13 protein-coding genes and 1 pseudogene are annotated in these 19,868 nt (G+C 71.4%); 7 read left to right on the forward strand and 7 right to left on the reverse strand.

Annotation, left to right across the window (positions count from 1 at the left end):
• The first annotated feature begins 34 nt into the window (after positions 1-34).
• Positions 35-2,044, forward strand: a complete 2,010-nt coding sequence (locus FRANEAN1_RS08155; RefSeq protein WP_049795915.1) for an ABC transporter ATP-binding protein — start codon at positions 35-37, stop codon at positions 2,042-2,044.
• On the opposite strand, the gene FRANEAN1_RS08160 is transcribed toward FRANEAN1_RS08155, so the two are convergent.
• Positions 2,008-2,652 carry an XRE family transcriptional regulator gene (locus tag FRANEAN1_RS08160; protein WP_020459278.1) on the reverse strand — a complete coding sequence of 215 codons (645 nt, stop codon included), beginning with the start codon at positions 2,650-2,652 and terminating at the stop codon, positions 2,008-2,010. The two genes, FRANEAN1_RS08155 and FRANEAN1_RS08160, sit on opposite strands and share 37 nt — an antisense overlap.
• A 118-nt stretch (positions 2,653-2,770) precedes the next feature.
• Between FRANEAN1_RS08160 and FRANEAN1_RS08165 the strand changes: the two are divergent.
• A pseudogene (locus tag FRANEAN1_RS08165) lies at positions 2,771-3,582 on the forward strand (FAD-binding protein).
• A gap of 7 nt (positions 3,583-3,589) precedes the next feature.
• Here the strand turns inward: FRANEAN1_RS08165 and FRANEAN1_RS08170 are convergent.
• Both FRANEAN1_RS08170 and FRANEAN1_RS08175 read right to left on the reverse strand, forming a co-directional pair.
• Complete coding sequence (locus FRANEAN1_RS08170) at positions 3,590-4,777, reverse strand: PLP-dependent aminotransferase family protein (protein WP_020459281.1); 1,188 nt, start codon at positions 4,775-4,777, stop codon at positions 3,590-3,592.
• The gene (locus FRANEAN1_RS08175) at positions 4,707-6,461 is read right to left on the reverse strand and encodes a DUF222 domain-containing protein (protein WP_347177033.1); all 1,755 of its coding nucleotides are present in this window, start codon (positions 6,459-6,461) and stop codon (positions 4,707-4,709) included. The genes FRANEAN1_RS08170 and FRANEAN1_RS08175 overlap by 71 nt, the downstream gene beginning before the upstream one ends.
• 717 nt (positions 6,462-7,178) lie before the next feature.
• Between FRANEAN1_RS08175 and FRANEAN1_RS08180 the strand changes: the two genes are divergently transcribed.
• The 3 genes from FRANEAN1_RS08180 (at position 7,179) to FRANEAN1_RS08190 (ending at position 10,720) form a co-directional block, all read left to right on the forward strand.
• Positions 7,179-7,862, forward strand: a complete 684-nt coding sequence (locus FRANEAN1_RS08180; RefSeq protein ID WP_049795602.1) for a methyltransferase domain-containing protein — start codon at positions 7,179-7,181, stop codon at positions 7,860-7,862.
• 587 nt (positions 7,863-8,449) lie between these two features.
• Positions 8,450-9,685, forward strand: a complete 1,236-nt coding sequence (locus tag FRANEAN1_RS08185) for a glycosyltransferase family 4 protein (RefSeq protein WP_020459284.1) — start codon at positions 8,450-8,452, stop codon at positions 9,683-9,685.
• A 75-nt stretch (positions 9,686-9,760) separates the two neighbouring features.
• Positions 9,761-10,720: a UDP-glucuronic acid decarboxylase family protein gene (locus FRANEAN1_RS08190; protein ID WP_020459285.1), complete on the forward strand. Its 960-nt coding sequence runs from the start codon at positions 9,761-9,763 to the stop codon at positions 10,718-10,720.
• 28 nt (positions 10,721-10,748) lie between these two features.
• Here FRANEAN1_RS08190 and FRANEAN1_RS08195 read toward each other — a convergent pair whose 3' ends face one another.
• The 3 genes from FRANEAN1_RS08195 to FRANEAN1_RS08205 form a co-directional block, all read right to left on the reverse strand.
• Positions 10,749-11,684, reverse strand: coding sequence for an LLM class F420-dependent oxidoreductase (locus FRANEAN1_RS08195; protein ID WP_020459286.1), 936 nt, complete (start codon positions 11,682-11,684; stop codon positions 10,749-10,751).
• Positions 11,685-11,753: 69 nt separating this feature from the next.
• Complete coding sequence (locus tag FRANEAN1_RS08200; RefSeq protein WP_347177034.1) at positions 11,754-12,602, reverse strand: FCD domain-containing protein; 849 nt, start codon at positions 12,600-12,602, stop codon at positions 11,754-11,756.
• 47 nt (positions 12,603-12,649) lie between these two features.
• Positions 12,650-13,372 (reverse strand): Crp/Fnr family transcriptional regulator, encoded by a 723-nt coding sequence (locus tag FRANEAN1_RS08205; protein WP_041253853.1) that lies wholly within the window; start codon positions 13,370-13,372, stop codon positions 12,650-12,652.
• Between the two features lie 313 nt (positions 13,373-13,685).
• On the opposite strand from FRANEAN1_RS08205, the gene FRANEAN1_RS08210 reads away from it, so the two are divergent.
• A complete protein-coding gene (locus FRANEAN1_RS08210) occupies positions 13,686-14,882 on the forward strand; it encodes a hypothetical protein (RefSeq protein ID WP_020459289.1) in 1,197 nt (398 codons plus the stop codon).
• 36 nt (positions 14,883-14,918) lie between these two features.
• Positions 14,919-17,351 carry a heavy metal translocating P-type ATPase gene (locus FRANEAN1_RS08215; RefSeq protein ID WP_020459290.1) on the forward strand — a complete coding sequence of 811 codons (2,433 nt, stop codon included), beginning with the start codon at positions 14,919-14,921 and terminating at the stop codon, positions 17,349-17,351.
• Here FRANEAN1_RS08215 and FRANEAN1_RS08220 read toward each other — a convergent pair.
• A complete protein-coding gene (locus FRANEAN1_RS08220; RefSeq protein ID WP_020459291.1) occupies positions 17,343-19,853 on the reverse strand; it encodes an MMPL family transporter in 2,511 nt (836 codons plus the stop codon). The genes FRANEAN1_RS08215 and FRANEAN1_RS08220 overlap by 9 nt on opposite strands.
• Positions 19,854-19,868 lie beyond the last annotated feature (15 nt).

Genomic DNA, 19,868 nt, shown 5'->3' on the forward strand with positions numbered 1-19,868 from the left:
TCGCGCGGGGGGCGGCATAGTCTCTCTCGGCGTGATGCCTGAGTCCGTGTCTGGCCCGTGTCTGTCGGGCGGGCCGGTGGACGTCCCGTCGACCAGGGTGACCCGCCTGCACGCCCGGGTGGTGGCGAAGCTCACCGGCGTCGACGAGTCCGCCCGCAGCCTGCGCTTCTTCGCCGACCAGGGCCGGGTGATCACCACCCTGGTCGGCCTGTCGGTCATCGGCTCGGTCGCGGTCGCGGCCGGCCCGTTCCTGCTGCGCCACCTCATCGACGACTCCCTGCCGACCGGACAGGTCGGCGACCTCGTCGTCCCGGTGCTCCTCCTGTGCGCGCTGCTGGTGTTCGAGTCGGCAGTGCTCGCCACCCGGATGGCGCTCATCGCCCGGCTCGGCGCCGTGATCACGGTGCGGACCCGGCAGGCCGTCAACGCCCACCTGCAACGCCTGCCGTTCGGCTTCTTCCCCCGCAGCCAGCAGGGCGAGGTGATGACGGTGATGTCCACCGACGTCATCACCGCCCAGTACGCGATCTCCGCGGTCGTCCAGGCGGTGATCTGCCGGGTCGCTGACATCGCCGTCGGCACCGCCGTCGTCTTCGTGCTGGACTGGCGGCTCAGCCTGGCGGTCATGGTCTTCGCCCCCGCCACACTGCTGATCATGAAGTCCGGCCGCCGCCGCCTCGCCGGCATCTCCCACCGCCAACGAGAGCTGGACGGCCAGCTCATGGCCCAGGTGGCGGACACCTCCTCGGTCTCGGGTGCGCTGCACGTCCGGCTGTTCGACCGGGCGGACCATGAATGCGAACGCTTCGACGCCGCCGCCGCCGAGCTGCTCGCCGCCAGCCGTGAGCAGGCCCGGCTGACCTCGCGTGTCCGCCTCGTCGTCAACCTCGGCATCGTCATGACGATGACGGTGGTCGTTACCCTCGGCGCCTGGCTGGTCTCCACGGGACACACCTCGCTCGGGACGGTCGCCGCGCTCGGCGGCGCACTCCTGGTCTCCTTCGGCCCGCTCGCCTCCGCCGTCGAGCTCCGCTCCGAGCTCTCCAGCGCCGGCGCGTCATTCCGCCGGATCTTCGCCCTGCTCGACCTCCCAGTGGCCGCGGCCCGCCCGGTGGCCACAGCCCGCCCCGTCGACCCTGCACGCCCGCCGCTCCAGCAGCGCCCGCCGGCCCAGCTGCGCACGGTGGACCGACAGCCTGCGACGGTCGAGCACCGTCCGCGGGTCCCCGTCGCCTCGGTGCCGGACCTCACCCTTGACGACGTCTGGTTCTCCTACGACATCGCCACCTCCGACCCACGCCTCACCGCCCCGGATCGCCCCGCCGCGCTGGATCGCCCCACCACACCGGATCGCGACGACGCGGCGTGGAACCTGCGCGGTGTCACCCTGCGGGTTGCTCCGGGGGCGACGACCGCGGTCGTCGGGGCGAGCGGCGCCGGCAAGACGACCATCACCTACATCGCCAGCGGCATCCACCGCCCCCAGCACGGCACCATCCGGCTCGGCGGCGTGGCCTTGGACGACATTCCGTCATCCGAGCTGCATTCGCTGATCGGGGTGGTTCCCCAGGACCCGCACCTGTTCCACGACACCATCGCGGCGAACCTGCGCTACGGACGGCTCGACGCCACTGACGACGAGCTGCGCGACGCGCTCGACGCCGCCAACCTCTCGGCGCTGCTCAACCAGCTGCCGGACGGGCTGCGCACCCGTGTCGGCGCTCGCGGCTACCGGCTTTCCGGCGGCGAGCGTCAACGGCTCGCCATCGCCCGGGTCCTGCTGCAGTCGCCCCAGGTGCTGATCCTGGACGAGGCCACCTCGGCGCTGGACACCGTCTCCGAGGCGGCCGTCCGCGCCGCGCTCGACCGGCTCTCGGTCGGCCGGACCTGCCTGGTCATCGCGCACCGGCTCTCCACCGTGATCGATGCCGACCGCATCTACGTCATGGACCACGGCCGGGTGGTCGAGGACGGCACCCACGGCGAGCTGCTCGCCGATGATGGCGCCTACGCCCGCCTGTACCGCCCGGTCACGGTGGGCTGAGCCCGGCCGTCCCGCGCGCGGGATCCAGCCGGACGGGCACGCACGTGCAGACGTTCCCCCTGCGGCCCAAACAGGCTGATGGCCTCCACCGCCTCCGGGCTCGGATTGCTGAATGCATGCGGGACGTGCGTGTCGAACTCGGCGACCTCGCCAGCGGTCAGGACGACCTCCCGCTCACCCAGGAACAGGTGCAGCCGGCCGGACAACACGTAGATCCATTCGTAGCCCTCGTGTGTCTGTAGTTCCCTCGTACAGGCCGGCCACCCGGGCGGGAAGATCATCTTGAATGATCGCAGCCCGCCCGGACGTCTCGTCAGCGGTACGACGGTCATCCCGTCGCGCTCGAACGGCCGCGGGAGCACCCGTGGATCGCCTGTCGGCGGCGTGCCGACGAGCTCGTCGAGCGGGACCTGGTAGGCCTTCGCGAGGGGCAGTAGCAGCTCCAGCGTCAGCCTGCGCTGCCCGGACTCCAACCGCGACAGCGTGCTGACCGAGATCCCGGTGACCCGGGAGAGCGCGGGAAGAGTTGTCCCGTTCTGCTTGCGCAGCGCGCGCAGCCGGGGCCCGACCGCGGCAAGCACGGCCTCGATACCCTGCTCGGTTCCCACAGTCACCCCACCATGCTCGCCTTACAGTTGCTGTTCTGGCAATGATGTTTGTCAAACCCACTCCCGGATGTGGAAGGTTCGGGCTCGGAACACTCCTCAGTCGAAGGGTGGTATCCGGATGAAGCAGATCTACGACGTGGTGGTCGTCGGTGGTGGGCCCGCCGGTCTGAGTGGCGCCCTCACCCTGGCCGGGGGACGCCGGACCCTCCTGGTGGTCGACGCGGGCGAGCTCCGCAACGCCCGCCACGGGCGTGCACAACTACCCGGGCCGCGAAGGCGTCCTCCCGAGTGAGCTCCTGGCAACCGGACGGGCCGAGGTCATCGGCTACGGCGGTGAGATCGTCACTGCCACGGATGGGAGGTCCGTGACCAGCCGATCGGCTTCTCGGCGGCTCACCGATGGCGGTACACCAGGCTCTTCTCCGGCGGCAGTGGAGCGAAGACGTCGTCCTGTTCCCCCACACCGGTCCCGACCCCACGGCCGAGGAGGCCGAGCAGCTCGCCGCCCGCAGCATCCGAGTCGTGCCCGGTGCCGTCGAGGCCCTCGAGACCGCGAACGACCGCCTCGAATCCGTCCGACTGCACCACGGGGAGGTGTTTCCCCGCCGGGCCCTGGCGGTCGCGCCGCGCTTCACCACCCGCACCGCGATACTCGGTGCGCTCGGCCTGGAATCAACCGACCTGGCCCTGAACGGCCACGTGATCGGCCGACAGGTGCAGTCGGACCCCACCGGCGCGACCCAGGCCGCCGGGGTGTGGATCGCGGGAAACGTGGCAGACGTGGTGGCCTCAGTGATCACGGCGTCCGCCGCCGGCGTGAAGGCTGCCGCCGCCCTCAACGCGGACCTGATCGCCGAAAAGATTCGCCTCGCTGTGGCGGCACGGCGGACGGGCTGCGTTCCGAGCGGCTGGCCTGCCTTCAACGGCTGACCCGCCTTCAACGGAGTGCTTTGGCCAACCTGGTCACCCCCTCCGCGATCTCCGCCGGGCTGTGCGTCGTGAAGGACAACCGCAGCGTCGCGGCATCCGCCGGCCCGGCGTAGAACGGTGCTCCGGGAACGTAAGCCACCTGTCTCCTGACCGCAGCCGAGAGGAGCGCCGTGGCGTCATAGCCATCGGGCAGCCGCGCCCAGACGAACATCCCGCCCTCCGGCCGGTTCCACGTGCTGCCCGCCGGCAGCCCCCGGGGAAGCCCGGCCAGGAGCGCGTCACGCCTCGGCCGATAGGCCGCGCAGACCCTGGCGATGTGCGCGTCGAGGTCGCTGTCGATCAGATACCGGGCCGCGGCCGCCTGGTCGATCGTTGAGGTGTGTAGGTCCGCGGCCTGCTTGGCGATCACGCAGGCGCGGCGTAGTACTTCCGGTGCCCGCAACCACCCGAGGCGCATCCCCGGTGCCATCGTCTTCGAGAAGCTTCCCAGCAGGATGGTGCGGTCCGCCGCGTCCTCGATCGACGCGATCCATGGCACGGCGGCACCCTCGAACCGCAGCTCGCCGTACGGGTCGTCTTCGATGATCCAGAATCCGCACTCGGCGGCGACCCGGGCAATCGCGGACCGGCGCTCCGCGGGGACCGTCCGACCAGTCGGGTTCTGGAAGTTCGGGACGAGATAGATCATCTTTGGCTTCTCGCGGGCCGCGACCTCCGCGAGCGCGTCGGGAACGATGCCATGCTCGTCGGTGGTGACCGGGTAGACCCGTGCGCCGGCGTAGCCGAACGACTGCAGCACAGCCAGGTAGGTCGGATCCTCCACGACAACGGCGTCCCCGGGTTCGAGAAGCGCGGTGATGAGGAGGGTCAACGCCTGCTGCGAGCCGGTCGTGATCAGAAGATCGTCGGAATGAGTGGGTAGGCCCCGGCCAGCCAGCCGCGCGGCGATCGTCTCGCGCAGCAACGGGCTGCCCTCGGTCGACGAGTACTGCAATACCCGGCGCGGATCCTCACTCAGCACTCGGTCGTAGGCAGCCCGGATGCCCTCCGCGTCGAAGAACTCCGGCGCAGGCAGGCCGCCGGCAAAGGAGATCACTTCTGGTCGTTCCGTCAACGCGAGAATCTCACGTACCGGAGAGGTCTGGACGGATCCGACTCGGCTCGCGAGCTCCGGCGGCGCGGTTGTGTTCCTCACGTTGGTTGACTCCCTCGATTTCTCTGCCGCCCGGTTCCCTCCGGCGCAGGTCCCGCCCCGATCCTGCCTGACGCCAAGCAGATGACTCACGCCGGGCCACGTCAGGCCTTGTCTGGGATGGCATCTGCCAGTCAGGATCCTTTCCCGCCCCGGTCGGCGTTTTCGGGCGGGATCGCGTGTACCCGTGATCTTCCCTCAAGTGCTCGGCGTGCCGATTCTTGGTCGTAGTCCCGGGTGAGACATCGACTTCGAGATATGTGTCAGGGGTGGTGACACTGGTTCGCCCGAGTGGGCTGGTCCACACGAAGGTTCCTTCCTGGGGTTGTGTGACCTGCCAGTGGCCACGATGTTTCATCCGGTGGTGTCGACGGCACAGCGGACCGAGATTCTTGGTCAGAGTCCGTCCATCCTCGGAGAAGGAGATGGTGTGATCGGTATCCGTGCGCCGTGATGGCCGGGTGCAGCCTGTGAATACACAGGTCCGGTTGCGGGCACGAACATGGCGGACCTGTGCGGCGCTTGGTAGACGCCGGTCGGCGACCTCGATCAGATGTCCTTGTTGATCGGTCAGAATCCGCCGCCAGGTTGAGCCAGGCCGTTTGGCCATCTCCCGGGCTATTCGTGCGGGGATCGGTCCGTACCCCGGAATCTCGCCGGGGTCGTTGGACGGGCCCATCAGGGTCGTCGCGGGTACGACGACTTGAATGTCGCACGGCATCGGCGTGGCGTGGCTGCCTCGGCCCGTGAGTAGATCGACCAGCACGTCGGCACGAATCTGGGCGCGGGTCCGGTCGTCACCGTCGGATCTGTTGGCACTGATGGAACGAGCAGTCTGATCGATCCGCTGGTAGCAGGCCTCGGCGTCCTCCGTGGGAAGGACGGCTGTGAGCGCGCTTGTCCCGTCCTCGTCGGGAGAGACCCACACCCGTCGGTCCTTGCGCCGGGTCTCCGCGCGGTCTGCCGCGCCTTCGGGGTCGATCCTGGCTACGGCGCGCCTGCAGGCATCGGTGAAGGCGCGCCGGTTCGGTCGTGCTCCTCCGGCGAGCACGTGTGCTTCGACTCTGGCTGCGGTGCGGTCGTCGAGCGGGTGGACCGCTTTCTCCAGTGACTGCAGTCGTTGGAGATCCAGGACTCCCGCCCTGAGCGCGTCGACTGCGTTCGGAAGGCGCCGGGTGACGGTGCAGGCGAACGTCAGCTGGGCGGAGGCCGCCTGGGGCGAGACCGCCATCGCGGTGGCTATCTCTTCGGGTGCGAACTCGTCGGAGACGAGTGATTGCTCGGCGCTTGGCGGGAGCCGGAGGGCCGCGAACTGAGCCAGCAGGGTCAGTAGATCCGCGTGGCCGGCCGCGATCGTGCGGACGACGCGAGAGATCTCCCTGAAGAGATCGTCAGCTTTCGTGTCGAGCGCCTCGCGGGTGCGGGTGTCGCCGCTGGTTGCCCACGAGTCCTCTCCTGAACTGGTCGAGTGCGTCGGGGGACTCCCGACCACGGTGGCGGCCTCATCCCCTGGTGTGGGTCGGCCGTCTGATCCGGTGGATGTGGCGGCGGATCCGACCTTGGCGTCGGGCGCGTTGGCGGCGGTGCGTTGCCCGCGTGGCGATGCGCCACGCCTCGAGCCGGGAAGGGAGGTCATGGTGTCACCGCCTGTCCGCCAAGTCGTCGATTCGGAAAGCCTTGTGTACATCGTCGGGTGCGCGGGCGACGTCACACTCGATGGATTCTTGTCCCTGTCGGAAGTGTGTCCAGTCCTCGTCGTGAACCGGGATCGCGACGCGGGGGCGCATCTGACTGAAGAGGCGACCGCATGGTGTCCGGTCGTGGTGTATCGGACGGGGCCGGTGAGCGGGAACCGGGCTCCGCCCAGATGCGAGGAAAGCGGTGTCGACCGTCAACCGTCGCCGACCTCGCGTACGGCACGGTAGAGGACAGTCTCCCCTGAAATCCACAGCACCCCGTTTTTCTGGCCGGCTCAGCGCAGCACGAAGCCGATGACATGGCCGACGACTGGGCGGATCAGTGGCGGTCCATGGCGGCACGGTATTGCGGTGACCTCAATGGGAGATCGGTCCGGGGTGGTAGACGCCACATCGGTCTCGGATGCCAGGGTGCCGGGCTCCAGCTCGGTGAGAACCGTCGTGGTCCAGGGGCAACTCCCCAGACACAGCCCCGACGCGTCTCGCGCCGGGAACGTGGCGATGACGGTTTGGCGCGTACCAACAGGTTGCGGCCCGCATCGTCGAGGTTGTCGCCGTGGTGGTTGTGGGTGAGCAGCGCGGCGTCGATCGGCCCGAGGTCGTCGGGTCTGATTGTGGGGCCGGCGACTTTAGACGACGAGGTTCGTCGGGCTTTCGACCTGCTCCGAGTGCTGCGCCGTTCGCCTGTCCTGACCTACACTGGTCCAATGAGTGAGACTGCAATCTCATATGGTGAGATGATCTGGGATCCGGAGACCTACGACGCGCAACGTCGCCGGCTGGTTCCGTTCTTCGATCTGCTCTACGGCGCGGTCGGGGGTCTGGTGGCTGAACTGGGTGGGGCGCAACCGGTGGTGCTGGATCTGGGTGCGGGAACCGGCCTGTTGTCTGCGGCGGTGATCGGGGTCGTGCCCGGTGCCAGGCTGCATCTGATGGACGGGTCGGGCCCGATGATCGACCGCGCGGTGTCTCGGCTCCGGGCTCATGTGGTGGGTGTGACGGTCGCCGACCTCACCGACCCGCTGCCGGTGGGTCCCTTCGCCGCGGTCGTCTCGGCGTTGGCGATCCACCATCTGGACGACGAGGCCAAGCGGAACCTGTTCCGGCGCGTCCGTTCGGTACTTGTTCCCGGTGGTCTGTTCGTGAATCTGGAACAGATCGTTGGGCCTGATGAGGAGACCACCGAGAGGTACGAGCGGATGCACGAGCGATGGGCCCGTGACGCGGGTTCGGACGACGAGGAATGGGCGGGGGCGCTCGCGCGCATGGCCCACGATCGGTGCGCTCCGCTCGACGACCAACTCGGGTGGCTGCGGCAGGCGGGCTTCGGTTCCGTCGACTGCGCGGTCAAGGCCTGGCGGTTTGCCGTGTACTCGGGGCGGGCTAGGTAGGCCTCTGGAGAGCCGTGAGCGGGCCGCCCGTGGCCGGGTCCGTGTGCAGTGCCTGGGCGGTGGCTGTGGGCATGGTCGCGTCGCCGGTCCGGGTTCTGGCCCTGGCTCCGGTCACGCCCGTATTCGTATCCGCATCGCGTTCCGGTCGCCTTCGGCGGATCGGTCGGCGCCGACTGTGTCAGGTCATGCAGTGTCGGGCCCGCGCGTCGAACGGGGCCCGGCCGGGGCGCTTAGTGGGGTCCGGGAACCGTCCCCGGGCCACGGTCGGGCAGCTGTTCGGAGCGGTCGGTGAGTGATCGGTTCGGGGTGGTTGCGGCGGGAATCAGGTTCGGTTCTCCCTGTGTCTGTAAGGGTGATCCGCCGTCCTCGACGGAATGTCGGCGGGGAATTCCCTGGAACGCCCAGGCAAAGTTCTACAGCCATGTAGAGGTAAATTCCCCTCACGTGAGGGTGCTGTTGCGTCTATCGTGGCCGCATGCCGTGGCCGCATTAGGTGGTTGCGGCGGGCGGACTGCTGGTAGGCGGGGCGTCGGTACTACTATGGGCCGCCCGGAGTTACCTGGCCTGCTGGTCGCCTGGAGTTGTGCATGCGGATCGCTTTCCTATGCGAGCAGTACCCACCGATCATCTGGGATGGCGCTGGCGTCTACACGCACGACATCGCTCACGCACTGGTTCGGCGTGGCCATGAGGTTCATGTGCTGTGCACCCAGGGCCGCCGTATCCGCGACGACGTGTTCGACGGCGTTCACGTTCACCGCCGCCCGCTGTTGCGTGCGCCTGTCACTCGATACCTTGGGCCGGCAGCAAAGCTGATCAACGGCCGGGATCATCCGCGTGACTCCTTGTCGCTGCGGGCCTCACTGGCGGTGTCGTACGGCTTCTGGCTTCGGCAGAGCGGGATCAACCCGGACGTCATCGAGACACAGGACGGCGAGACACGGGGCCTGTTCACGGCTCTCGGTCGGCGTACGCCGCTGGTGATCCACCTGCACACGCCGACGATGATGGACGTCCGTCTGCGGGATCCCGAACTGAGCCGCAAGGGGGAGCTGGCCGACCGCATCGACCGCTTCTCGGCGCTGCGAGCGGACGCGCGGACTTCCCCGTCCCAGCTCCTCGTCGACACGCTGCACGAGCTCGACTGGCTGCGACCGGACACCGACGTCGACGTCATCCCGTACCCGTTCGACAACGTGCCGTTCGCGAGCGTCCCCACGGCAGAGCACACCGGACCGAACCTGGTCGTGGTCGGCCGGCTGGAGTGGCGCAAAGGGCTGGACGTGCTCGTCGAGGCCGCGTCCCGGCTACTGGCGCGGGGAGTCGAGGCCAAGCTGATCTTCGTCGGGCAGTCGTCCGGTCGGATCGAAGGCGTCGAGACCGGGGCATGGCTCGAGCGGAAGGCCGCTGAGCTGGGCGTTCCGGTCCGGTTCGAGGGGCATGTCTCCCGCACGGAGCTTCCGGCGCTCTACGGTGAGGGCCGGGCGGTCGTTGTGCCGAGCCGGTTCGAGAGCTTCTCCATCGCGGGCCTTGAGGGGATGGCCGCCGCTCGCCCGGTGGTCGCCACAGCGACGACCGGCGTCTCGACCTGGGTCGACCGCTGGAAGGGCGGCGCCGTCGTGCCGCCGGAGGACCCGGAGGCGATGGCGGACGCTCTCGAGCCGTTCCTGACCGACCAGGACCACGCGGCCGTCGTCGGCCTGCGTGGTCGGATGGGCACCGCTGAGCTGGATCCGGCGCGCATCGCCGAGCGCCGCGAGGAGGTCTACCTCAAGGCGATCGCGCGTCATGAGGTCCGCCGGCCCGAGAGGCAGCGGGGATAGGCCACCGCCGACATCGGTGGTGGGTGTTCTTTCGTCGGTATTCGTTGAGCTGCCAGTGCTGGGGGTTTTTCGGCTATGCGTGTCGTCGTCGCGGGAGGCGCGGGCTTCCTGGGGAGCCATCTCTGTGATCGGCTGCTCCTGGATGGTGAGGAGGTTGTGTGCATCGACAACTTTCTCACCGGGCGGAAGAGCAATGTCGAGCATCTACTCGACCGGCCAGGATTCGAGCTCCTCGAGCAGGACGTCGCTGAGCGGGTCGAGGTGGCCGGGACGGTCGACGCCGTCCTGGAGTTCGCGTCACCGGCGTCGCCTCTCGACTACGCCCGGTATCCGATTGAGACCTTGAAGGCAGGCGCGCACGGCACGCTCAACACGCTCGACCTCGCCCGGGCGAAGGGCGCCCGCTTCCTGCTGGCGTCGACCTCCGAGGTCTACGGGGACCCGCTGGTGCACCCGCAGGAGGAGTCGTACTGGGGGCACGTCAACCCGATCGGCCCGCGCAGCATGTACGACGAGGCCAAGCGTTTCGCCGAGGCGCTGACCACCGCCTACCGCAACCGGCATGGGCTCGACACGGCGATCATCCGGATCTTTAACACCTACGGGCCGCGGATGCGCACCGACGACGGCCGGGCGATTCCCGCGTTCGTCTCCCAGGCCCTGCGCGGTGAGCCGGTGACCGTCGCCGGCGACGGGATGCAGACCCGCTCGGTCTGCTACGTGGACGACCTCGTCGAGGGCATCGTGCGGATGCTGCGCAGCGGCCTGCCCGGCCCGGTGAACCTCGGCAACCCGCACGAGATGACGATCATCGACACCGCACGCCTGGTGGTCGAGCTGATCGGCTCCGACGCGCCGATCACGTTCGTGCCGCGGCCCGGCGACGACCCGATGGTCCGCCGGCCGGACATCACCCTCGCCCGTCAGCAACTCGGCTGGGAGCCGGTCGTCGACGTGCGCGACGGGCTGGTCCGGACCATCGAGTGGTTCGCGAGCGAGCTCGCCACCGAGTCGGCGGGCCGGACCGGCGCGTAGCCCGGGTCTGGCCCGGGCCAGACCCAGGTCAGACCTGGGGGAGGACCTCGGCGGCGAGCAACGCCACGTGGTCGAGGTCGTCCAGGTCGAGGACCTGCAGGTACACCCGGCTCGCTCCGGCGCCGTCCGGGCCGTAGACGGCGAGCTTCTCGATCACCTCGGCCGGGGTGCCGGCCAGGCTGTTCTCACGCAGCTCGTCGAGGTCACGCCCGATCCGCTCGGCGCGGTGCTTGAGCTCGGCGTCGTCCCGGCCGCAGCACACCACGAGCGCCACCGAGTAGACGAGATCATCCGGGTCCCGGTCGATCGCGGCGGCGGCCTTGCGGACCAGCCCGAACTGCGCCGACACCTGTGCCGGCGGGGCGAACGCGAGGTTGAACTCGGCGGCGTGGCGCGCGGCGAGCGCCGGCGTGCGCCGCGGCCCGTGACCGCCGATGATGATCGGCGGATGCGGGCGCTGGACGGGCTTGGGCAGCGCCGGGCTGTCGGTCAGGGTGTAGTGGCTGCCCTGGTGGGAGAACGTCTCGCCCGCTGGGGTACGCCACAGTCCCTCGATGATCGCGAGCTGTTCGGTCAGCCGCTCGAACCGTTCGCCGACCGGTGGGAACGGGATCCCGTAGGCGGAGTGCTCCGCGGTGAACCAGCCGGCGCCGAGACCGAGCTCGACTCGCCCGCCGCTCATCTCGTCGACCTGGGCGACGGCGATGGCGAGCGGCCCGGGCAGCCGGAAGGTCGCGCTCGTCACCAGGGTGCCCAGGCGAATCGTGGACGTCTCGCGGGCGATGCCGGCCAGCGTGACCCAGGAGTCGGTCGGGCCCGGCAGCGGGCTGCCCGGCCCTATCCGCAGGTAGTGGTCGGAGCGGAAGAAGGCGTCGAATCCGCCTTCCTCGGACGCCTTGGCCATGGCTAGCTGGCGCGCGTAGGAGGCGCCCTGCTGGGGCTCGACGAATATCCGCAGATCCATGCCCTCAAGCCTGGCAAACCCCGGTTACCCCCTCGACTGCGGCCCCGCCGGGAGGCCTCGCTGGACGGGTCAGCGGCGGCGCACGGCAGCCGTCCGTTCGCCCGGCCGGGAGAGCTCGCCCGGCCGGGAGAGCTCGGTCGGGCGGGCGAACACGTCCACCGGCTCGTCCCCCTCCTTGCCGGTCGTCGGGCCCGCCTCGTTCGCGTGGGCCACCCGGGACCGCCAGTGCTCCCGGGCGCCCGCCGCGTCGCCGGCCTCGACGAGCTTGTAGAACCGGCGGTAGTAGCGGACGGCGCGCCTGCGGTCCTCGGCGGTGGCCACCCGCCCGGACGCCTCGTGGCAGCGGACGGCCACCTCGTGGAGCAGTTGCGCGAAGATGCCCAGCGACCGGTTGCCTCCGTGCTCGGCGATCGTCGCGTGCAGGGCCGCGGCGGTGTCGAGGAAGGCGGGGCCGTCGTCGGCGTCGGCCGCCGCCTCGGCGGCCTCGACGGCCGCGCGCAGCTCGGTGAGCATCTGCGGGGTTCTGGTCTGGGCGAGGGTGTGGGCCAGGGTCGGCTCGACGAGCTCCCGCGCCTGGTGGATGTCGCTCATCGTCACGCCCTCGAGTTGCAGGAGCAGGGCGAAGACCTTGGCGACGTGGTCGACGGTCGGACTGGTGACCCGCGGCCCGCCGTGCCGCCCGCGCAGGACGGTGACCAGGCCCTCGGCCTCCAGGATGCGCAGCGCCTCGCGCAGCGTCGTGCGGGCGATGCCGAAGATCTCCATGAGCTCGTCTTCGGTCGGGAAACGATCACCCGGCCGAAGTTCCCCCCTGGCGACCTGGACGCGAATGGACTCCGCGACGATCTCGGACGCCCGCGCGCTGCGCTGGGCCGCCCGCGGAACCTGGACCGCCATGGCGTCTCCCACCGGCGTCACGTCTGGGGCCATCAAGATATCAGCGTTGGCACAGGCGGCCTTCCTCGTCAGCTCGGGCTGCTGGCCCCGTCGGGTCGATCCTGGCGGCCGAATGCCACCCGTTCCAGGCCCTCCAGGTCCAGGACGATGACGCGGCGGTAGCCGACGTCGACGACCTTCATGTTTCGCAGCTCGGCGAGCGCACGGTTGACCGAGCGTTCGTCCGCGGCGACCAGGGCGGCGAGCTCGGGCTGGCTCAGGCCCACGGCGAGCTGGACACCGCGGTCGGAGGCCCGCCCCCACAGCGTCGCCAGCTCGATGAGAATGCGGGCGAGCCGGCCCCGGACCGAGCCGTCGACGTGCTCGACCCGGCGCCGGATCGAGTTGCGCAGCTTGTTCGCGACGGTCTCGGCGACCGCGAAGGCGGCCGGGGGATTCTGCTCGAGGAACGAGCGGAAGGCTGTCGCGCTCATCACCCGGCCGGCGACCGGCCCGGCGGCGGTGGCGGTTCCGGTGTGGGTGTCCTGGTCCATGGCGCTGATCTCGCCCAGGATGTCGCCCCGGGACCGGATGACGAGGAAGGCGAGCCGGTTCTCCTCTCCGTTCGCGGTGATCTTGACGAAGCCGTCGAGGATCAGGATCACCTCGCCGTACGGCTCGGCCTCCCGCATCAGCATCTCGCCGTGCAGGTAGTGGCGCACTCCTCCCAGGGAGAGAAGCTGCTGGCGCAGCGCCGGGTTCAGCCGCGCTGGCAGGCTGCCCGGCGGAAAAGGCCGGGAATCCTCAAGCAAAGGAACACCCTCCTTTCTCCGAGCAGTACTGCCCGGAACGTCCGACCTACCCATTGTGGTTCTCCGGCGGCCGACCGTCCTGTGTTAGTAGCGAGCCGGACACGCCGGTTCCCTTTTTGCGCTGGTCGGGGCGTTCGGCGTCTTGTCCCGGGTGACCTCGCGCAGGTGCGCGCATGCGGCGGCCGCGGTGTCGCGGCGCTGTCCGAAGGTGTGAGAGCAGCGCCACCGACCCGCGCGAGGCGTTGACGTATACCCCCTAGGGGTATGTAACGTCTGGGTGAGTCTTATACCAGCCGGGGCGAAGGGACGGACGATGAACGCATTGACCCGCATCGGCGGCTTCGGTCTCGCGTTGGCCGTGCTCTTCGGTGTCTCCTATGTGGTCGGGACGACGATCGGGCCGTCCGAGGAGTCCAACGGTGCGGCCGGGACCGGCGCCCATGGCCACGAGGCCTCCGCCGCGCCGGGCGGCGCGCCGGGCGTGACCAGCGGTGATCCCACCGCGGCCGGGCTCGCGATCTCCGCGGGCGGCTACACGCTCGCGCCCGACACGCTCACCTGGCCCGCCGGCCGCTCGCAGCCCTACACCTTCCGCGTCCTCGGCCCGGACGGCCGCCCACTCACCGCCTTTACCCGGGTACACGACGCAGACCTGCACCTGATCGTCGTGCGGCGTGACCTCACCGGCTACCAGCACCTGCATCCCACCCGTGACGCCGCCGGCACGTGGAGCGTCCCGCTCCGACTGTCCGCGCCCGGCGTCTACCGCGTGTTCGCCGACTTCGCTCCGACGTCCACGCCGGACGGCGCCGACAGCGGTACCGGTACCGGTGGCACCGCGGCCGGCAGCATGGCGGACGGGGCGAGCATTCCGGGAGTCCCGGTCGCTCCGGTCACGCTCGGCACCTTCGAGATCTCCGGCATGTCGGAGATCTCCGGGAATTCCGAGATCTCCGGGACCTCGGGTAGCTCGCCGGCCACGTCCACGATCACGCTCGGCACGGACCTCACCGTGGGCGGCGACCTGCGCCCCGCCACGCTGCCGGCGCCGTCGCGCACCGCGACAGTGGCGGGTGGGTACACCGTGACGCTCGGCGGGCAGGCCAGCCCCGACGGGATGAGTGACCTCGTCTTCTCGGTCACCCGCGCCGGACGGCCGGTCACCGATCTCGAGTCGTACCTGGGCTCGCTCGGTCATCTGGTGGTGATCCGGCAGGGTGATCTCGCCTACCTGCACGTCCACCCGGGAGAGAGCGGGGGCTCCACCAGCGGCGCCGTGGCGACGCCCGGAGGTCTCGGCGGCGGCATGAGCGATCCCACGGCCAGTCCCGGGAGCGGCGATCCCGCGCTGTCGTTCATGACCGAGTTCCCGTCGGCCGGTGCCTACCGCCTCTTCCTGGACTTCAAGCACGCCGGACAGGTGCGAACCGCGGAGTTCACCATGACGGTCCCGGTGGACGGGGCCGCGCCCACGCCGACGCGGACGCCCACCTCCGCGCACGCGCACTGACCCTGCCCGCGCACCCGCGTCCCCTTGGGAGAACCGATGAGCCCACCGGCCACCGACCGGCGCCAGGTGGATCTGGTGATAGGCGGGATGACCTGCGCATCCTGCGCGGCTCGTGTCGAGCGGAAGCTGAACAAGCTGGACGGCGTCACCGCCACGGTCAACTACGCCACGGAGAAGGCCAAGGTCAGCTTCCCGGCCGGCCTGCCGGCCGATCGGCTGGTCGCCCAAGTGGAGGCCGCCGGCTACACGGCGACGATCCCGCTGCCCGCGCCGTCCCGACCGGCCGCGCGACCCGGCGCCCGTGACGCGGCGAACCGCCCCGCCTCGGACCACGCCACCGGAGACCGGGCCGACGACAGCACCGCCGTGGACAGCACCGCCGCCGGCAGTACCGCCGGCGGTAGCGCGGCTGACGAGAGTCTCCCCGCCGACGGTCGGGTGCGCGCCCTGCGCGACCGGCTGCGTGTGGTCGTCGGGTTGACCGTCCCGGTGGTGCTCCTGGCGATGGTGCCGGCCCTGCAGTTCGACTCCTGGCAGTGGCTGTCGCTGACGCTCGCCGCGCCCGTCGTAGTGTGGGGCGGCTGGCCGATCCACCGGGTGGCGTGGACGAACCTGCGCCACGGCTCGACGACGATGGACACGCTCGTCTCGATCGGCACCCTCGCCGCCTTCGGATGGTCGCTGTACGCGCTGTTCGTCGGCGACGCCGGCGAGCCCGGGATGACCCACGACTTCAGTGTCACCGTCACTCGCGGTGCCGGGGCGGACAGCATCTACCTGGAGGTGGCGGCCGGCGTCACCGCGTTCATCCTCACCGGCCGGTACCTGGAGGCCAGAGCCAGGCGCAGCGCCGGCTCCGCGCTACGCGCGCTGCTCGCCATGGGGGCGCGTGACGTCGCCGTTCTCCGCGACGGCCGGGAGGAACGAGTCGATGTCGATCAGCTCGGCGTCGGTGACCTCTTCGTCGTCCGTCCGGGGGAGAAAATCGCCACGGACGGGGTGGTCGTAGCGGGCGCGTCAGCCGTCGACGCGTCAATGCTCACCGGAGAGTCCGTCCCGGTGGAGGTCCGTCCCGGCGACGACGTCACCGGTGCCACCCTGAACGCGGGGGGCCGGCTCGTCGTCCGCGCCACGCGGGTCGGCGCGGACACCCAGCTCGCGAGGATCGGACATCTCGTCGAGGAGGCGCAGAGCGGCAAGGCGCCGGTGCAGCGGCTCGCCGACCGGATCGCGGCCGTCTTCGTGCCGGTCGTGCTCGCGCTCTCGGCGCTCACCTTCGGCTACTGGGCGGGCCGGGGGGACGGCCTGGCCGCCGCGTTCACCGCGGCCGTCGCGGTGCTGATCATCGCGTGCCCGTGCGCGCTCGGCCTCGCCACGCCGACCGCCCTGCTGGTCGGCACGGGACGCGGCGCCCAGCTCGGCCTGCTCATCCGCGGACCCGAGGTGCTGGAGTCGACCCGCCGGGTCGACACGATCGTCCTGGACAAGACCGGCACGGTGACGACCGGCGAGATGACTCTCCTGGACGTCGCCACCGCCGCCGGCGAGGACCGGGACGAGGTACTGCGGCTCGCGGGTGCCCTGGAGAGCGCCTCCGAGCACCCGGTGGGCCGCGCGATCAGCCGGGCCGCCGCCGCGGCGGCGGCGGAGCGGTCGTCCGCGGAGCTGCCCGGCGTCACCGAGTTCGCCACCAAGGAGGGCCTCGGGGTGCGCGGACTGGTCGCCGGCCGCGCCGTGCTGGTCGGCCGTCCGAGGCTGCTGACGGGGTGCTCGCAGCCGCTGCCCGCGAACCTCGCGGAGATCGCCCGCACGGCCGAGGCCGCCGGCCGCACCGCCGTCGCGGTCTCCTGGGACGGGCGCGCCCGCGGCGTGCTCACCGTCGCCGACGCGGTCCGGCCGACCTCGGCCGCCGCGATCCGCGAGCTGCGGGGACTAGGCCTGCGCCCGATTCTGCTAACCGGCGACAACGCCTCCGTCGCGGCCACCGTCGCGGCGGAGGTGGGGATCGCCCCGGAGGACGTGGTCGCCGAAGTCCTGCCAGCGGAGAAGACCGAGGTCGTGCGCCGGCTGCAGGCCGGCAACCGGGTGGTGGCGATGGTCGGCGACGGGGTGAACGACGCCGCCGCGCTGGCCCAGGCGGACCTCGGTCTGGTGATGGGAACCGGCACGGACGTCGCGATCGAGTCCGGTGACCTGACTCTCGTCCGGGCCGATCTGCTCGCGGCCGTGGACGCGATCCGCCTGGCCCGGCGGACACTCGCCACCATCCAGGGCAACCTGTTCTGGGCCTTCGCCTACAACGCCGCCGCGCTGCCGCTGGCCGCGGCCGGCCTGCTCAACCCGATGCTCGCCGGGGCGGCGATGGCGGCCAGCTCGCTGTTCGTCGTCGGCAACAGCCTGCGCCTGCGTGGTTTCACCCCGCGGCCGGACCCGGCACCCGGCCCGGACCCGGCACCCGGCTCAGACTGACGCCCCGGCCCCGGCACCCGTGCCGGCCTCAGCCGAAACCGGCGTGGGCACCTCGGCGGGCCCTGGTACCGAAACCAACGCGGGCGCCACAGCGGGCGTCGCCACCGCTGCGGACGCGGGCATCGAGGCGGGCACGGGCGCCTCGGTGGGCAGGGGAGGGGACGCCGCCGGGCCGGGCGAGGCGGCCGCGGGCAGGTGGTCGGGCGGGCGCGGCAGCCACCAGACGGCCCGCCCGAGCAGGGACATGACCGCTGCCCCGAGCGTCAGGCGGACGACGAACGCGTCCACCGTGACACCGAACGCCAGCGCGAGACCGATCGACGCGGTGACCGGGCCGGCCGGAGCGGCGAGTGCCCCGAGGACCCCGGCCATGACGCCTGTGCTGGCCGCCACGACCGCGCCCGACGCGACGACCGTGATGATCGTGCTGGCCGTGACGGCCCGGGCGGCGTCCGCGGTGCCGCGCACCACGGCCTGGCCGGGGTCGCCGGTGCGGAGGAGCTCCGCCCGGCTCCGGGCCACGAGGTGCAGCTCGTGGCTCGTGGCCAGAGCGGTCAGCAGCCCGATCACGACGATCGGCAGGACGGCTGCCACGGGCCCGCTCCGTTCCAGCCCCAGGCCGCTGCCGAGCCATCCCCACTGGAACCCGGCGACCATGGCGCCCAGGGCCGCCACGGCGCTGAGCCCGGCGCTCAGGACGCCCTTCAGGGGCACGAGGACACTGCGCGAGGCCACGGCGAGCACCGCGATCGCCAGCGCGGCGAGCACGGTGAGGTAGAGCGGCAGGACCCGGGCGAGCCGCCACGAGACGTCCAGGCCGATCGCCGTCCGCCCGGTGACCCAGACGCGGGTGCCCGTCGTGACGGCGAGCGCGCCGGCCTCGGCGCGGATGCGGCGTACGAGGTCCGCCGTGCCCGGATCGCCCGGTCCGCTGACGGGGATCACGGTCATGGTCGCGAGGTCGCCGCTGGGGTCGAACCGCGGTTCGGTGGTCAGGGCGACGGCGCCCAGCGCGGCGACCGCCGTCCGTACCCGGCCGGCGGCGGCGGTGGGGTCGGCGCTGCCCGCCGCGTCCACCACGAGCAGCAGCGGGCCGTTGAAGCCGGCGCCGAAGCCCGCGGCGAGCTGGTCGTAGGCGCGGCGCTGGGTGCCCTCGGACGCGGTCGCGCCGCTGTCGGGCAGCCCCAGGCACAGGTCGGCCACCGGCGCCGCGACGGCGCCGAGGGAGAGCAGAAGCGCCGGAATCCGTCGCCGCACGACGAACCGGCCCCACCGCTCCCCGCCGTCCCGTCCGCGCCTGGCGCGGACGGTGGCCTGTGCGGTGACTTTGCTTCCGGCGAATCCGAGGACGGCCGGCAGCAGCGTGAGCGTGCCCAGAGTGGCGATCATGATGATGCCGGCGGACGCCAGGCCGATCGTGGTCAGCGCCGGGACGCGGGCGACCGACAGCGCCGTGAGCGTGCCAGCCGTCATCAGACCCGAGAGGACCACGACCGACCCGGCGGTGGCCACCGCGTTCCCGGCCACTTCCTCGCGCCTGCGGCCCTCCGCCAGCCCGTTCCGGTACCGGGTGACGACGAGCAGCGCGCCGCCGATCGCGACGGTGAGCCCGAGCACCGCCACCGCCACCGGGAGCGGCGTGGCCGGGCCGGTTCCGGTTCGGCTGGTCACGACCCAGGCCGCACAGCCGCCGACCGTCACGCCGACGACCGCCGTCAGCAGCGTCAGCGCGGCCGCGACGGACGAGCCGAAGGCCACGATGAGGACACCCAGGACCGCCGCGAGCACAGCTGCCGCGAGTATGCCCGCGGCGACAGCCGGCTCAGCGGAGCCGAGGTAGCTCCGCTCGGGTACTCCGTCCAGCGCCGTCCCGCCGAACTCGACGTCGATGCCGGCGGCGCGGGCCGGGTCCGCGGCGGCGAACAGGGCCGCGCGCGCCCGGGCGGTCAGCTGCGTGTCGCGGACGGTGTAGGTGACCTGTGTGTAGGCCGTCCGGCTGTCGCTGGAGATCCCGCCTTCGACGGACCCGACGCCGGGGGCGCCGGGCTCGCCGTCGGCGCCGGGCCCGCTGCCGCCGAAGGGATCACCGACCCGCCCGACGAGCGGCGCCTGTCCGAGGGCGGCGAGGACGTCCTCGATCGCTTGCCGGTGGACCGGGTCGTCGAGGCGGGCCCGGGCGCCGTCGCCCGCGTCGAGGGTCAGGACCAGCCGGGCCGTCGCGGTGTCGGCACCGGTCCCCGGCAGCCGCCGCCGCAGCAGGTCGGCCGCCCGTTGCGACTCCGAGCCCGCAGCGACAAGAGTCCCTGCTGCGGTGCCGGCGGGCGTCGCGGTGCCCGCGCTGGATGTGGTCGCGGTGCCCGCGCTGGATGTGGTCGCGGTGCCCGCGCTGGATGTGGTCGCGGTGCCCGCGCCTGCCAGCCCGAGCAGCGCCAGCCACAGCGCCAGGACGACCCGCCGGTGCCGGTGGGAGGCCTGGCCGAGCCGGTACAGGTAGGTGCCCAAGAGTCCGTCTCCTTG

The sequence above is a fragment of the Parafrankia sp. EAN1pec genome, from assembly GCF_000018005.1.
Lineage (GTDB): Bacteria > Actinomycetota > Actinomycetes > Frankiales > Frankiaceae > Parafrankia > Parafrankia soli.

Excerpts from the sequence above, each read along its gene's own strand:
- FRANEAN1_RS08155 (WP_049795915.1), top strand. The coding sequence starts at position 35 with ATGCCTGAGTCCGTGTCTGGCCCGTGTCTGTCGGGCGGGCCGGTGGAC.
- FRANEAN1_RS08175 (WP_347177033.1), bottom strand. The coding sequence starts at position 6,461 with ATGTACACAAGGCTTTCCGAATCGACGACTTGGCGGACAGGCGGTGAC.
- FRANEAN1_RS08180 (WP_049795602.1), top strand. The coding sequence starts at position 7,179 with ATGAGTGAGACTGCAATCTCATATGGTGAGATGATCTGGGATCCGGAG.
- FRANEAN1_RS08185 (WP_020459284.1), top strand. The coding sequence starts at position 8,450 with ATGCGGATCGCTTTCCTATGCGAGCAGTACCCACCGATCATCTGGGAT.
- FRANEAN1_RS08190 (WP_020459285.1), top strand. The coding sequence starts at position 9,761 with ATGCGTGTCGTCGTCGCGGGAGGCGCGGGCTTCCTGGGGAGCCATCTC.
- FRANEAN1_RS08195 (WP_020459286.1), bottom strand. The coding sequence starts at position 11,684 with ATGGATCTGCGGATATTCGTCGAGCCCCAGCAGGGCGCCTCCTACGCG.
- FRANEAN1_RS08210 (WP_020459289.1), top strand. The coding sequence starts at position 13,686 with ATGAACGCATTGACCCGCATCGGCGGCTTCGGTCTCGCGTTGGCCGTG.
- FRANEAN1_RS08215 (WP_020459290.1), top strand. The coding sequence starts at position 14,919 with ATGAGCCCACCGGCCACCGACCGGCGCCAGGTGGATCTGGTGATAGGC.